This window comes from Chryseobacterium wanjuense (assembly GCF_900111495.1).
Lineage (GTDB): Bacteria > Bacteroidota > Bacteroidia > Flavobacteriales > Weeksellaceae > Chryseobacterium > Chryseobacterium wanjuense.
In genome coordinates, this window is sequence record NZ_FOIU01000003.1 from 230,939 (window position 1) to 247,753 (window position 16,815).

At 37.1% G+C, this 16,815-nt stretch carries 8 protein-coding genes; 5 read left to right on the forward strand and 3 right to left on the reverse strand.

Annotated elements, in window-relative coordinates; genetic code table 11:
• Positions 1–11: 11 nt before the first annotated feature.
• A complete protein-coding gene (locus BMX24_RS17570; RefSeq protein WP_089795097.1) occupies positions 12–3,116 on the reverse strand; it encodes a TonB-dependent receptor in 3,105 nt (1,034 codons plus the stop codon).
• A 243-nt stretch (positions 3,117–3,359) separates the two neighbouring features.
• Between BMX24_RS17570 and ligA the strand changes: the two genes are divergently transcribed.
• The 4 genes from ligA (at position 3,360) to BMX24_RS17590 (ending at position 11,107) form a co-directional block, all read left to right on the forward strand.
• The gene (gene ligA, locus BMX24_RS17575) at positions 3,360–5,366 is read left to right on the forward strand and encodes an NAD-dependent DNA ligase LigA (RefSeq protein WP_089795099.1); all 2,007 of its coding nucleotides are present in this window, start codon (positions 3,360–3,362) and stop codon (positions 5,364–5,366) included.
• Between the two features lie 95 nt (positions 5,367–5,461).
• Positions 5,462–7,927 carry a DUF7619 domain-containing protein gene (locus tag BMX24_RS17580; RefSeq protein ID WP_089795101.1) on the forward strand — a complete coding sequence of 822 codons (2,466 nt, stop codon included), beginning with the start codon at positions 5,462–5,464 and terminating at the stop codon, positions 7,925–7,927.
• A gap of 127 nt (positions 7,928–8,054) precedes the next feature.
• Positions 8,055–8,699 (forward strand): MgtC/SapB family protein, encoded by a 645-nt coding sequence (locus tag BMX24_RS17585; protein WP_089795103.1) that lies wholly within the window; start codon positions 8,055–8,057, stop codon positions 8,697–8,699.
• A gap of 269 nt (positions 8,700–8,968) precedes the next feature.
• The gene (locus BMX24_RS17590) at positions 8,969–11,107 is read left to right on the forward strand and encodes a S46 family peptidase (RefSeq protein ID WP_089795107.1); all 2,139 of its coding nucleotides are present in this window, start codon (positions 8,969–8,971) and stop codon (positions 11,105–11,107) included.
• Between the two features lie 296 nt (positions 11,108–11,403).
• Here the strand turns inward: BMX24_RS17590 and BMX24_RS17595 are convergent, their stop codons facing one another.
• Together BMX24_RS17595 and BMX24_RS17600 are read right to left on the reverse strand one after the other, a co-directional pair.
• Positions 11,404–14,271 (reverse strand): M16 family metallopeptidase, encoded by a 2,868-nt coding sequence (locus BMX24_RS17595; RefSeq protein ID WP_089795459.1) that lies wholly within the window; start codon positions 14,269–14,271, stop codon positions 11,404–11,406.
• 171 nt (positions 14,272–14,442) lie between these two features.
• Positions 14,443–14,730 (reverse strand): hypothetical protein, encoded by a 288-nt coding sequence (locus BMX24_RS17600; RefSeq protein ID WP_089795109.1) that lies wholly within the window; start codon positions 14,728–14,730, stop codon positions 14,443–14,445.
• Between the two features lie 214 nt (positions 14,731–14,944).
• Between BMX24_RS17600 and BMX24_RS17610 the strand changes: the two genes are divergently transcribed.
• Complete coding sequence (locus BMX24_RS17610; protein WP_089795113.1) at positions 14,945–16,270, forward strand: sigma-54-dependent transcriptional regulator; 1,326 nt, start codon at positions 14,945–14,947, stop codon at positions 16,268–16,270.
• The last annotated feature ends 545 nt before the right edge of the window (positions 16,271–16,815 follow it).

Consider the following 16,815-nt stretch of genomic DNA (forward strand, 5'->3'; position numbering starts at 1 on the left):
TTCATATTTTTTTAGAACGAATATTTTGCTCCGATTTGAATCTGGTAAGGATTTCCGGATAGTGGTTCCAGTCCGCTTGTATTTAAGCTATATTTAAGCTGTTTCGTCACCGGGTCGAATCCTGTGATTCTGTAAAGGGATGTATTTCCGTAAGATTTGTTGATTCCTTTTTCTTTGTTAAGCAAATTCGCTACGTTAAAAATATCAACCGAAAGTTCAAAAGCACCGATTTTTTCAAATTTGATTTTTTTCGCAACACGTACATCCCAAACTCCGTAGAATCCGTTTTTCCCGCCATTTCTTTCCGCAATTTGGTTGTTGTAGTCTGTAATATAGCTTTTTAATGCTTTTCCTACTTCAGGATTGTCAATTAAAGTTTGGGTAAGATTCGGGAAAATATACGCCAGATCGTTTGTATCGACGAAATCTCCGTTTACGTTTCCACCGGCAGTCACAGAGAAACGTGTTCCTCCGATTCCCGCATATCTGATCCCTAAAGTAAATCCGGCAATCGTCGGTGAGTTCCCATAGATAACCACTTTATTTCTAAATTGATTATCAGAATATGACATCCTCAAATCTCTCGGATCACTTGCCACCATCGTCGACAATGTCGCAGAATTGGCTACGTTTCCGTTGTATGACGTGTTATCTTTGATATCTGACCATGTATAACTCGCTGTGATCTCCCCATCTTTCCAGTAACGGTAACTTGTATCGACTACGAATGAGAACTGATTCACCTTTCCATCGCTCACCAGCTCTAAAACTCTTCCGAAATTCTGGTTAATTCTTCCGTCTTTCCAGTTCATGGTTCCGTTGGCTGTCACCGAAGTGATTGGAACGAAAACTCCTCTTCCTCCTTCATTATCCAATGTGAAATAAGGATTTGCGACCATGTTTCTGTCGTAATAGAAATAATTGTTTCTACCCAAAGCCATATATCCCGCAATTCCCGCTCTGAATCTCTCGTTGAAGAAATGAGTATAAGAAATATTCGCTTTATAAACGATAGGAATTTTAGCATCTTTTCCTGTATAATTGATGGTCGGAAGCTGATATTGAGGCAATGTAGGAACCGTTCCGTAATCGTTTCTATAACTGATAAAATCCGGAGTAAGACCGATTTGTGAAGGATTCACGTCTACGGTAGCCAAGTGTCTTCCGTCAAACACCAAATTATTGATAATCATATAATTGTTGATATCAGAAGAGAAAATACCCGCCCCGAATTTCAGGAAGTCTTTATTTCCTTCATTAATATTCCAATCAAACTGGAATCTCGGCTGGATGATAAACGATTTGATCTGATTATCTGTTCGGATTCCCATTTCATCAAATAATTTCTGATTAAACTCAGCTTTAGGATACCCTCCGTAGTCTAGCCTTAAACCAGCCATTAAATCAAGACCTTTGGCAATTTTTGTCTGGATCTGCCCGTAAACACCGATATTCCAGATATTGGATTTCACAGAAGGATCATCCATCAATGGAACTTCCCTGTAAAATCTGTACGCCGTCATATTATTAAAGTTATACAAATTATCCGGGTTTGAAGCCGCCTCTTTGAAATGGAATCTCCCGTTCACCTCACTTCCGTACACAGATCTCGCTTTTGTATACATCAAATCTGCCCCGAAAGTATATTTAATTTTATCTGTGTTGTAATATAAATTATCAACGATCTGGAAAACATTATTCCTGAAGTTTTCCTGCCCAAAACGGTGTCCTCCGATCTGGATGTTTGTAGCCTTATCCTTCCCGTCAATATTTGTTAAAACATTTTCAACAATCGCTCTTGGAACCGCGTGTCCCAACTCATCATTCTGGTAGCTATCCTGGAAAGTGTATAAATATTGAGCTTTCAGCTCGTTGGTCATATTAGGCTTTAAGTTGGATCTTAACGTTAATAGCAAACTGTTATCCAGGTTCTTATCATTTCCGAAAGATTCGTAGAAATTAATGGCCGTGTTGTCTGCTAATCCGTTTTTATTAAAATCATTCGTAAAGTTGTCTCTTAATGTCAATAAGTTTTTATCATTGATCTGCCAGTCTAAACGTAAAAATCCTGCATCAGAATTTCTCACTTTGTCGAAACTTCCGAACTGTGGCGTATTTCCGACTCCGTACTTTGCTCTTGCGATGTCTAAAAATTTGTTAAGCGTTGCGGTTGATGTATTCAGCCTCAACTCATCTTCATGCGATTTGATATCCGCGATCTGCAATGGTCTTGAATCCAGCTGATGATCCCAGGCTACGAAAAAGTGTAATTTATTTTTAATAATAGGCCCTCCCAATGAAAAACCGAACTGAGAAGTCGAGAAATCATTCTCTCTTTTATTTCCTCTGATGTCATACGGACTTGAAAGCCAATCTGTTCTCAGATATTCCCAAGCACTTCCTGAAAATTTGTTTGTTCCGGATTTTGTAACGGCACTTACCGTACCTCCACCGCTTCTTCCCAAAGTCACGTCATATTGGTTGGTCGTAATTTTAAACTCACGAACCGCTTCAATCGAGATAGAAAAAGGCGCACCGCTTCGGCTTGTTGTAGAACCTGCAGAAGTCGGGTTTTTCGCGGTCATCCCATCAATTGTAAAGTTTGTAGAAGAACCCAGCTGTCCCGACAAATTTCCTCCTTTTCCACTAAGAGGAGAAAGCTCTGTAAGGCTGGTAAAATTTCTTCCGTTTACCGGCAAAATTCCGATGTTTTTAGCTGTAATGGCTGTTGCAGCACCAAGATTTCCGATTTTATTTTTCAGATTTCCGGCGATTACAACTTCTTCGATGCTTTTTTCAGCACCGCTCATGTCGACGTTTACCGTTACCTGATCTCCGAAGTTTACATTATAACCTTCCTTTTTTTCATCATTTACGATCACGGTGTAAGGTCCGCCAAGAGGAATTTCCTTGAAAATATACTCCCCTTTTGAATTGGTTTCCGTTTCCGTTCTGAAACCTGTTGATTCATTAACGATGGTTACCTTCACTTTTTCCTGAGCCGCATTTCCTGCGCCGGTTACTTTTCCTACAATCGAAGCCTGTGTAGTCTGTGCATAAGCCAGTGTCCCAAAGCTTAAGAACAATAATCCCAATACAATCTTTACTTTTTTCATTTTGTCAAATTAGCTAGGCGCAAAGGTATCGCGACTTCCTCCCGCCTTTGTTTACGCCAGTTTTAACAATTTTTAAATTATATCAAAACATTATGTTAAATTAGTTTAAACACGAAATTTATTCCATAGACAACCAGTTTGTTGGAATATATTAAGTAATTTTAATTTTATCAGAATATTTGATTCCCTTATTTTCTAAATTGGAATTACTTTAATTATTTTTGCTAAAAAGATAGAAACCCAATGTCCGAAAACATTCAACAAAAAATAGAACAGCTCCGTAAAGAGCTTCATCAGCATAACGAAAATTATTATCTTCATGACACTCCTACGATATCGGATTTCGATTTTGATATGCTGCTCGAAGAACTTCGTGACCTGGAAGCAAAATATCCGGAATTTTATGACGAAAACTCACCTACTGTGCGTGTCGGAGGTGCAATTACAAAGGTTTTCCCGACAATTCAGCATAAATTCAGAATGTATTCTCTGGACAATTCTTATGATTTTGACGATCTTGAGGACTGGGAAAAAAGAATCATTAAAACCATTGATGATCCTGTAGAATTTGTCGCTGAATTAAAATACGACGGCGCATCCATTTCCATTCTGTACGAAAACGGAAAACTGGCTCAGGCAGTGACTCGTGGAGATGGTTTTCAGGGAGATGAAATTACCGGAAATGTACGGACAATTTCAGATATTCCTTTAAAACTGAAAGGGGATTTTCCGGAACATTTCTTTATGCGGGGTGAAATTTATTTAACAAGAAAAAATTTCGATAAAATTAATAAACTGCGTGAGGAAGAAGGTCTTGACCCGTTTATGAACCCCCGAAACACAGCCAGCGGAAGCCTTAAAATGCAGGACAGCGGTGAAGTAAGAAAACGCGGACTTTCATCTGTTCTGTATCAGTTTATTTCGGAAGAAATTCCTGCCAAAACCCATTGGGAACTGCTTGAAAATGCAAAATCATGGGGCTTCAAAACTTCTCAGCAGGCAAAATTGTGTACCACTTTAGATGAAGTAAAAGAATTCATTAATTTTTGGGATGTAGAACGACATAATTTACCTTTTGAGATTGATGGTATCGTTTTAAAAGTCAATTCTTTACAACAGCAAAGACAGCTTGGATATACGGCAAAATCTCCGCGTTGGGCGATGGCTTATAAATTTAAAGCAGAAAAAGTAGAAACCGAATTACAAAGCGTTTCTTACCAGGTTGGAAGAACCGGTGCGATCACTCCTGTTGCAAATCTGAAACCGGTTTTATTAGCAGGAACCATTGTAAAAAGGGCATCTCTGCATAATGAAGATATTATTAAAAAACTGGATCTGCATGAGCATGATTTCGTTTATGTAGAAAAAGGCGGTGAAATTATCCCGAAAATCGTCGGTGTAAATACTGAAAAAAGAACTGAGAAAAGCAAAGAAATCGAATACATCAAGTATTGCCCTGAATGTGGAACGGAGCTTGTAAAAATTGAAGATCAGGCGATCCATTTCTGCCCGAATGAACTGCATTGTCCGCCGCAGGTTGTAGGGAGAATGATTCATTATGTATCCAGAAAAGCTTTAAATATAGAAAATCTGGGAAGCGAAACCATCGAACAGCTTTACAGAGAAAAACTGATCGAAAATCCTGCTGATTTCTATACTTTAACGAAAGAACAGCTTCTTCCGCTGGAAAGAATGGCAGAAAAATCGGCACAAAATATCATTTCGGGAATTGAAAAATCGAAGGAAATTCCGTTTGAAAAAGTGTTGTACGGAATCGGTATAAAACACGTCGGAGAAACGGTTGCCAAGAAATTAGTGAAAAATTTCCCTACCATCGAAGAACTGAAAAATGCCACGGTGGAAGAACTTTGCCAGGTGGAAGATATCGGAACAAAAATCGCAGTGAGCATTGTTGATTTCTTTGCAAATCCTGAAAACGTTTTAATGCTGGAAAGATTGAAATCTTACGGTGTTCAGTTGGAAAAAGGTGAAAGTACAAACGAAGTTTTATCGAATGTTCTGGAAGGAAAAACGTTCCTTTTTACCGGAAAATTGTCTTTATTCACAAGAGAAGCTGCCGAAGAAATGGTAGAAAAACACGGCGGAAAAAATATTTCAGCGGTTTCAAAAAACCTTAATTACCTGGTAGTCGGCGAAAAAGCCGGAAGTAAGCTGAAAAAAGCCCAGGACATCGGAACGATCGGAATTCTGGATGAACAGCAGTTTTTGGATCTGATCGAGAATCAGTAAGTTCTAAAAAATATTAACATAATGAACCATTGAAATCCCCTTTCAATGGTTTATTTTTGCGTTTAAATTAAAAAATAATAAACTAAGTAATAACCATGAGAAAAATTTACTTAATCATCTTCTTGATTATGTTTGCTGTGTCTCAGGCACAGATTGTAAATATTCCCGATGCAAATTTTAAGGCAAAATTGCTTGCTGCAGACGTTACAAACAGCATTGCCTCTACAGGTTCCGGCAATTTTAATATGAAAATTGACACCAATAACAATGGCGAAATTGAAGTATCGGAAGCATTACAAGTCGGAACTCTAAGATTGTACGGAGGAGGAATATCCGACATCACAGGAATTGCTGCTTTTGCAAATTTAGGAGCACTGGAAATATCAGGAAACAGTGTAACTTCAGTAAACTTAAGCTCCAATACTAATCTGGGGCAAATCAGTTTCGATGCTGCACCTTCCATAAGCTCCCTTAATATTACCAATTGCAATAACTTGAACAGGGTTTACCTTAGCAACACATCTATTACTTCATTGGACTTGCAGAACAGGCCTAATTTAAAATACTTATATGTATTTAATACTCCTCTTACAAGCTTAAATGTTTCCGGATCTACTCAGATTATTGAACTGGATGTGGAAAATACTCAGCTTACATCATTTGATGCATCTAATCTGCAGAATGTTTTTGCTTTCTACCTTAGAAAAAACCCTCTATTGTCTAGTATTAATTTCACTAATGCCAATATCGAATTAATAGATATCAACAAGAATAATTTGTCAACTGTCAATATTCAGAACCAGAGCAAACTTCGTATGATAGACTGCGGGGAAAACCATCTGACAAGTCTGTATGCTCCGGGATGTCCGGATATGAGAATCATTTATTGTGATTATAATTTACTTACAAGCCTGAATACCTCGATATATCCTCTTTTAAACTCATTATATTGTAATAATAATTCTATTCAGTCTCTGGATCTTTCCCAAAATCCTGAATTTAATACAATAAATTGTACCACCAACGGAATGAGTTTTCTAAACCTGAAAAATGGAAAAAATCAACTCAACAATTCAACAGGCATTACTTATAACCCCAACCTTGTAATCTGCTGTGATGAAAGTGAATTGGCCATGATTCAGAATATGATCAATAGTGCTCCTGTCTTTTTCTCTACCTATCAGGCCACTACTTATTGTTCATTTACCCCGGGTGGAACCTTCTATACTGTTCTGGGAAATACAAAATATGATAGCAATAATAACGGCTGCGATGTTAATGATCTCAGCAAAGCATTCCAAAAATTCGATATTACCAGTGGAACGACTTCCGGGAGTGTGATAGCCAATAACTCAGGAAATTATTCCATTCCGTTGCAAGCTGGAAATCATACTATTACTCCATTTTTTGAAAACCCGGGATACTTTACTGCTTCACCGGCAAGTTTAGCTGTTAATTTTCCTTCGCAAGCAAGCCCTTTAACGCAAAACTTCTGTCTCACAGCAAACGGCACCCACAATGATCTGGAAGTGGCCATTATTCCAGTGACAAATGCAAGACCTGGTTTTGAAGCAAAATATAAAATCATTTACAAAAACAAAGGAACGGGAACACAATCCGGAACATTTTCATTTGATTACAACGATAATTTGATGAACTATGTTACCTCAACAACAGGTCCGGCTTCACAATCAACCGGTATTTTAAACTGGAATTTTACCCATCTTCTTCCATTTGAAACAAGAGAGATTACTGTAACGTTTATCTTAAATACACCAACACAAACTCCGGCATTAAACGGCGGCGACATTCTTCACTACACCGCACAAGTGAACGGAGCTACGGATGACACACCGTTGGATAATACATTTACTTTAAACCAAACTGTTGTCAACTCTTTCGATCCGAACGACAAAACCTGTCTGGAAGGAACAACAATTGCACAAGCAAAGGTTGGAGATTACGTTCATTATCTGATCAGATTTGAAAATACAGGGACGGCAAATGCCCAGAATATTGTTGTAAAAGATATTATTGACACCTCAAAATATGATGTATCAAGCTTAATAGCGATGAACGGAAGCCACAATTTTGTAACTCGGGTTACAGCGCCAAACGTTGTGGAATTCATTTTTGAAAATATTCAGCTTCCTTTTGATGATGCGAATAATGACGGATATGTTTCATTTAAAATTAAAACAAAATCTACATTAAATCTTGGGGACAGCTTCAGCAATACTGCAAAAATCTACTTCGATTATAACGCTCCGATCGTTACAAATACCTATACAACAACTGTTCAGAATCTGCTTGCAACCTCGGAAACTGGTAAAGAAAACGGTGATATCAGCATTTATCCTAATCCGGTAAAAGATGTTTTGAATATCCAGTCAAAAACGGAAATTTTAAAAGCGGAAATCTACGATGCAACAGGAAGAATTTTATATTCATCTTCTGTAAAAGGAAATTATATCAATGTTTCTGAACTTACAAAAGGAAATTATATCATCAGATTATTTACAAAAGATAAAATATTCACTCATAAATTTATCAAAAATTAATTTGAATTTAAAATCAGAATTAAAGGCTGTCTTTCGGGCAGTCTTTTTTATTTTAATATCACCTGAATCATCTTCTGCAATAAGATTTTATTCGTAATTTTATCTAAGAAGTTTAAAACTTTTTATTATGGAATTTTTAAAGGATCATTCTATTCAAAATGAACTGCTGCTGATTTTCATCTCCGTCATCCTGGGAATCCTGATCGGGGCAGAACGCGAGTACAGGAACAAGTCGGCGGGTTTGCGTACTTTTATTTTGATATGTTTCGGGTCCTGCCTGTTTACCATTCTTTCCATAAAAATAGGTGTTGCAGATCCCGACCGTATTGCCGCCAATATCATCACGGGAATCGGTTTTTTGGGTGCAGGTGTTATTTTCAAGGGCGATAATAAAATTGATGGAATCACCACTGCGACAACCATTTGGGCAACAGCTTCCATCGGAATGGCCGTCGGTTCCGGGTATGTTTATCTGGCTGCTTTGGGGACAGTTCTTGTTTTGTTGATTTTAAGTTCGCTCACTTCTTTTGAAAAAATTATCGACAAAGAACATAGAATCCGGGAATATAAAATTGCTGTTGTCAATTATCATGACATTGCTTATTGTGAAGAAATTTTTAAGAGACACCATTTAAAATTCACGATTTCGAAACAACAATACACTCAGGGAAATCTTGCCACTTCATGGATCATTACAGGCAAAAGTGTTAATCATGAAGCATTAATGAAAGCCCTCATGGAGGATGAAAAAATTCTTGCTTATCAGTTTTGAGGTTCGGGGTTCGGGATACGGGTTGCGGGTTTTGAGGTTTGAGTTGCGGGATTTGAGTTGTGGGTTTGTCTGTAAGGATCTTAATAATGATTGACAATAGTTTTAAAATGTCAACGATTAAAATTCTTTCAAAACACTAAAAATCCGGAAAAACTTTCAACGGTGACCTCAAAAACTCAAATCCCGCATCCCGCAACTTAAACCTCAAAACCCGGAACCCGAATCTCAAATCTCACATTTTCTTTGTAAATTAGGGCAAAATTTTGATTATGACAAAAAAGATACTTCTATCTGTATTTCTTTTGCCGGCTGTGATGACATTTGCACAGCAATACGGAGGAATGTGGATTCCCACAGAGCTGAATGAAAAGGAAATGAAAGATCTGGGCATGAAAATCTCTGCGAAAGAAATCTTCAATCCTCAAAAAGCAAGTATAAAAGATGCTGTAGTACAGTTCAACGGAGGATGTACTGCGGAAATCATTTCTCCAAAAGGCTTATTGTTGACCAATCACCACTGTGGATATGGACAGATTCAGGCGCACTCAACTGTTCAAAATGACCTTTTATCCAATGGTTTCTGGGCCAAAAATCCTGAAGGAGAACTTCCGAATCCGGGGGTAACGGTAGACTTTATTGTTGATATTAAAGACGTATCCAATCAAATTTTAGAAGGAACCGACAATCTTGCTGAGCCAGAACTTTCAAAACAGATTGCTAAAAATATTGAGATTTACAAAAACTCTCAGAAAACTGAACCATATCAGTCAATTTCCGTTAAATCAATGTATTACGGAAACAAATATTACGCTTACACCATCGAAACGTACAAAGACATTCGTTTGGTAGGCGCTCCGCCGCAAAGCATCGGAAAATTCGGTTCTGATACCGACAACTGGGTTTGGCCGAGACATACGGGAGACTTCTCAATGTTCAGAATTTATGCCGATAAAAACAACAAACCTGCGGAATATTCCAAAGACAATGTTCCGTATGTTCCGAAGCATTATCTTCCTGTTTCCATCAAGGATAAAAATGAAAATGACTTCACTTTCGTATTCGGATTCCCTGGAAGAACTACAGAATATCTTCCTGCCATCGCGGTTGAAAAGATCATGAAAGAGATTGATCCTGCGAGAATTGCAGTGAGAGATGTTGCCTTAAAAACTTTGGACGAAAAGATGCGTACCGACGATGCAACCCGTATCAAATATGCTTCAAAATACGCTTCCGTAGCCAATTATTGGAAAAAATGGATCGGTGAAGTAGAAGGTCTGAAAAAATCAAACGCGGTTGAGAAAAAAGTAATGTATGAAGGCTCTTTGGTGGCTAAAAATCATGAAATTAAATCAACTTTAGATCAATTAAACAAACTATATAACGACCAGGCTCCTTTTGCTTTAAATAATGCTTATTATTCTGAAACCATTAAAAATGCTGAAACATTAGCATTGGCCAATCTTTACTACACTTACATCACAGCGGTAGAAGCAGGAAGAATGGATGAAAAAGGAACGATCGCTTTAAAGAAGAAACTGACTGCATTCTATAAGGACTACAGCGCGGAACTGGACGCTAAAGTTACCGCAAAATTGCTGGCTCTTTATGCCAATAAAACTGCTCCTCAATTCTTACCGGCAGGATTTGAAAAGTATAAAAATGAAGCCCAAAACATCCAGTCTTTTGAAGAAATTTCTAAAAACTCGATCATCACAGGAAGATCTGAAGTCAACGGGGCTTCTTTAGCTCAGGATATTGACAAGGCATTTTCTAATCAGGATAAATTAATCAAAGCATTGAAAAAAGATCCTGTTTATCAGCCTTTCACATCCATAAGAGATACTTATATGACCAAAGCAGATCCTCAGTTTACATCGCTTCAGATGAAAATTGATGCATTGCAAAAAACATATATGGCTCAGCAAATGGCAACGGATAAAGACAGAAAATTCTTCCCGGATGCCAATTCTACGCTTCGTGTAACGTACGGAAAAGTGAAAGGTTCTTCACCAAGAGACGCGGTTTCATACAACTACCAGACGCATTTGGCGGGGGTGATGGAAAAATACGTTCCGGGAGATTATGAGTTTGATGTTCCTAAAAAGCTGATCGATCTTTACAACAAAAAAGATTTCGGAAATTATAAGGATAAAACCGGTGATGTTCCTGTAGGATTCACTGCTACCAACCATACAACGGGTGGAAATTCGGGAAGTCCGGCTTTGGATGCGAATGGAAATTTAGTTGGATTAAACTTCGACAGACAATGGGAAGGAACGATGAGCGACATCAATTATGACCCGCGTTTCAGCCGAAATATCATGGTTGATACCAAGTATATTCTTTTCATTATTGATAAATATGCCGATTCAAAATGGCTGATTGATGAAATGAAAATCGTAAAATAATTTACATTAAATCATATAAAACCCCGAAAGAAAAACTTTCGGGGTTTTTGTTTTTTTATTCTTTAGATGCTTCGAGAACCTCAGCATGACAGCGCGCTAATACTAACTGATTTATTAACAATAACTTGCAAATGACATTATGCTAATATTATACTTTTTTGAATATTCATTTCCAAACCTGCATGCTAAGAATGGTACTGCTTAATTGTCTTAAACCCAATGAATTAAACAGCTAGTATTAGCGCACTGTCATGCTGAGGCTCTCGAAGCATCTCAATATTATTTTAATTAAAATTTTAATGTCCAAAAATATCTTTTAAACTTACCTCTTTAAACGCTCCCATTTGGTTCACAGCTTCCATATTCAGGTTTTCTTTTTTCCCGATAATGGCTGTATTGAAGTGAATAGGCTTGATATCTGTCTGATAAAATTGCTTTAAATCATTCAATGTCAGACTTTCGATCTGCTTGTAAATATCTTTTCTAAAATCGTGGTATATGTTTAATTTTTTTAACCTTAATGTATTAAAGAAAATATTCGTTCTGGTAATTCTTGTGGATGCAATTTGTTTTAAAGCTGCATTTTTAGCATTTTCAAACTGAATCGGAACTTCCGGAAGTTCATCCATCAGTTCGGTCATGGTATCGACGGCGATCTGCAATTTGTCAGGCTGCGTCCCGATGTAAGTCGTGATATAATCCGGATGATTCAACTCTGAATTGGCCGCGTAAGAAACATACGCTGAATACGCCAGACTCTTACTCTCACGGATTTCCTGAAAAACAATAGATGACAATCCACGTCCGAAATATTCATTAAAAACATTGATCTTTCCGAAATTTTCAGGGTTTACATCGTGCCCTTTTCCAACTTTGCTCATTTCCATCTGCACCATGTCGTAGTCGGTAAAATAAACCTTTCCGCTGGTTTCCGGTTCAGGATATTTTTTAGGCTCAGGGATCTGGAAGCTTTCATTTTCAACGTAATTTCCAATATATCCTTTAAAATTTTCAAAATCCTTACCGTAGAAAAATATTTGATACGGAAATTTGAATAATTTTTTCATTCTGTCTGTGAAAACCTCAACTTTACTGCTCTCCAACTCTTCTTTCGAAATAATATCCGTAAAGCGGGAGAATTCACCTAATTTCGTATAGTTTGTCAAGGCCGTCATGATACGTCCTTTATCCTTCTTCACTGCGGCTCGGTTTTCTAAAACAGTATTTACAAACTGGTTGTAAATATCCTGATCGGGTTTTACGTCATACATCCAGTGCTGAAGCAGCTCGATACCTTTTTCGATGTTTTCTTCCAGACCGTTTAAAGATATAGTAAGCTGATCATTTGTCGTTTTAAAATCATTCGTAACGCCGATTTTAAAGAATTCTTTTTTGAGATCTTCCGGTGAAAATTTTTCCGTTCCCAAATATTGAAGAACCTGCGTAGAAATTCCCAAATCGCGGTCATTATCACTTCCAAACGGGAAAATGAAATGAACCTGTGCAATCTCGTTATATTTATTTTTAACGAAATTGAGCTTTTTATCTTTAACTAAATCTGTTTTAATTTCTTTCTGATAATCAATAAATTCCGGCTGAATATCTTCCGTTTTCTCTGCTAAAATTTCCTGCAAAAACTCCGATTGAGCTTCACGATTGATTTTTATGGGTGTGATCCCAGGATTTTCAACACGTATTAATTTATCATTGACTCCTTTTTCCTTGTAAACAATTACATAATTTTCTTTGAAAAACTCGTTGGCAAAAGCTACAACGTCTTCTTTGGTAAAGGCGGCATATTCATCCATTTCATTCAATTCCTCTTCCCAGGTTCTGCCTTTGATATAGGTGTCGTAAAGGTTGGTAGCCAATCCGTCTGCAGTTTCCAGCGTTTTCATTCTCTGCACTTTGAAATCGTTGATGATCGCAGGAAGCATCCAATCCGGGAATTCACCCTTTTTCATCAATTCTACCTGTTCCAATACCAGATTTTTCGCTTCATCCAACGTCTGTGTTTCTTTCGGAACGGCAACTATTGAGAAATATCCGTACTGTCTTAAACCCACCGAAAAAGCCTGTCCCCAAAGCAATTTCTGGGTTTGATTGATATTTAAATCCAACAATCCCGCTTCTCCTCTATTGCTTAAAATGTTCACCACAATATCTGCAAGCATGGCTTCCCTTGTTCCATAGCTTTCGGTTCTCCAGGCTAATTGAACTCTAGGTGTTGTCGGGCTTTTTACCGTTCTTTTTATAATTTCAGTGATCGGTTTTTCGATGATCGGTGTCTTTTTCGGCAATTCCCTGTAAGGAATCGCTCCAAAATACTGATCTATAAGTTGAATTGTTTCTTCAAAATCGAAATCTCCCACCAAAACCATCGCATAATTATTAGGAACATAATATTCATCAAAATATTTATGAATCGCCTTCATAGAAGGATTTTTCAAATGTTCTGCCTTACCTAAGGTCGTTTGCTGACCGTTCGGATGTGTTGGGAAAAGAGCATCCATCAGTTCATACTGTACCAATCGCGTGTCATTATCCTGCGCTCTGTTGAATTCCTCGTACACCGACTCCAATTCTGTGTGGAAAAGTCTTAAAACTAATTCTGAAAATCTTTCTTTTTCGACTTTCAGCCATTTTTCAAGCTCGTTGTTGGGGATATTATTTTTGTAAACCGTTTCGTCAAACCAAGTGTGGGCATTTGTTCCGGTTGCCCCTAACGAAGAAATGGCTTTGTCATATTCATTTGCAATCGCATACTGACTGGCTTCCTGAGAAACTTCGTCGATTTTTCTGTAAATTTCTTTCTTTTTATCAGGATCGTTTTCAGCTTTATGATTTTCATATAAATCTGAAATCTGGTTTAATAATTCACTTTCCTTCTCCCAGTTCTGACTTCCTAATTTTGAAGTTCCTTTGAACATCATATGCTCAAGATAATGCGCCAAACCGGTGTTATCAGCAGGATCATTATTGCTTCCCGTCCGTACCGGAATGTAAGTCTGAATTCTCGGAGCATCAAAATTCTGGGAAAGAAAAACTTTCAATCCATTTTTTAAAGTATAAATTCTTACTTTATTTTCGTCGTGAGAAATGGTGATGTATTCGTAATTATTTTTATCTGTATGTATCGTTTCCTGGTATCTTTTTTCCGTCATATATAAACTCATTTTCATCCTGAAAGATCAGAATGCATACAAATGTAAGGAATCAAAAAAGAACGGCTCAAAATTTTCTTACTAATAAATCTATAGCTCTAGTTGAAAGATTGAATTATTAATTCCAAAATAAAAAAAATACTGCAAAAATTGCAGTATTTAAAGTTAAAATTAATTATGTTTAGCTCTGTAAATAGTCCTGTCTAGCTGTCGGTCTTCCCTGGCAACAACTGCTCTTTCTCTCGGTGTTACTACTCCATCTGCTTTTGCAATTCTTTTAGCTTGTTTTACATCTTTAGCCTGGTTATGAATTACGGCAGCTTCTCTTCTGTTTATCTCACCGGATCTCACTCCCTGAACTACTCTTTTTCTTTCTCCTCTTAAATTAATATCTTCTCTCTGTTGAGCGAAACTTAAACCTGATGCTAGAATCATGATTCCTAAAAGTAAATTTTTCATTTTTTTTTCAATTTTAATATTCTATTGGTATGATTGCAATATTAACCGGAAGTTAAATTCAATAGTATTTTTTCTTTGGGAATCAGTTTTGGCAAGATTTAAAACCGTGACAAGACCTCCGAAAATCACCAATCTATCATTACCTTCTCAGTTTTCTTTGCTTTATCCAAAATAAATTCAATAAGTTTGCATTAGTTTTCCAAAAATAACCACCATGTCCGGAAACATTCTGATCATCGATGATGAGATCAAGCTCCTGAAATTATTAGGAATGATCCTTTCTCAAGAAAATTTTAACGTAAAAGAAGCCTCAACAGCGCGTTCGGCAATGACAATGCTTGAGCAGTACGATTTTGATGTTGTTTTAAGTGATGTCCGGCTTCCCGACGCTTTCGGGATCGATCTGGTGAAATCTATTAAGACAAAATATCCCCATCAGGAAATTATACTTATGACGGCTTTCGGAAATATTACGGATGCGGTTCAGGCGATGAAAAACGGAGCGTATGATTATCTGGTGAAAGGTGATGATAATGAGAAAATTATCCCATTGGTTTACAAAGCTTTAGAAAAAGTAAAAGATAATAAATCTAAAATTGTTCAGAAAAATACGGCTCAAAAAGGGTTTAGTCAGATTATCGGAAATTCACCTTTGATTCTTCAGGCAAAGAAGTTGGCTGAAAAAGTGGCCTTAACGGATGCAACTGTCCTGTTGACCGGCGAAACAGGAACCGGAAAAGAGGTTTTTGCGAACGCCATTCATGAAGGGAGTGACAGAAAGAAAAATAATTTTGTGGCGATCAACTGCTCCGCATTCAGTAAAGAAATCCTGGAAAGCGAACTTTTCGGGCACAAAGCAGGAGCTTTTACTGGAGCCATAAAAGACAAAAAAGGTCTTGTAGAAGAAGCTAACGCCGGTACTTTGTTCCTCGACGAAATCGGCGAAATGCCTATCGAACTTCAGGCAAAATTACTCCGCGTTCTGGAAACCAAAGAGTTTATCAAAATGGGGGAAACCAAAGTCTCAAGATCTGATTTCAGGCTGATAGCCGCAACCAACCGTGATTTGGAAGAAGAAATTAAGCAGGCACATTTTCGCGAAGATTTATATTTCAGGTTAAATGTTTTTGAAATTACCCTTCCTCCCCTTCGTGAAAGAAAAGAAGATCTAAAAGCTTTGGCTAAAAATTTTGTGAATGTTTTCTCTCAAAAGCTGCATATTTCCAATGTTCAGGTCACTCCGGAATATTACAAAACCTTAGAAAAAAACGATTGGAAAGGTAATATCCGCGAACTCCGGAATACCGTTGAGAGAAGTTTAATCTTAATGAATGACCATATTCTAGATGCAGAAAGTCTTCCTCATTATTCTGAAAAAATTTCTACAGAAAAAGATTCTCTAAGTATAAGATCTTTAGAAAAAGAACATATTTTAAAAGTTTTACAATATACCAAAGGCAACAAAGCGGAAGCGGCAAGATTGCTGGAAATCGGGATTGCAACGTTGTACCGTAAGCTAGAAGAATATAATTTGAGATAAATTTTAATTGAACCATTAAATTTTATTCAAGAAGTTTAGTTTTATTAAGTTTTGGCTAAAGCCAATTGAAATTTCACTTATAGAAAAACGGGCTAAAGCCCGTTCCTATTGATCTCTGCATAATAGTTCAGCTTAAAACGAAGCTCATCTTAAATATTCTAAACTCTTTAAATAAAACTTAATGGTTAAAAAATTATAAACCTATCATTTTAATAACGAGCCTATCATTTTGATAGGCTTTTTCATTTTCCGGCATCACCACAAAAACCCGCAACATACTACTAGCAAACGATTTACCTCGAATCTCAACAGATTGGACTTTCTTTTGGCATTATAGTTTAGAATAAAATATTTAAAAAATGACAATTTCAAGAAAAACGTTCAAAAAACGGGAGCACTCAAAACTGAGCTTGCTGATGGTATCGTATGTAGTTTTTACTTTATTAACCTTAATTGTAGCGATATGATGCTGTTGAGTTTAATTGTACTATGTGTTGTACTGTTTTGGATGTTGTACAAATCCGTTGAATTTTTTGATAAAATAT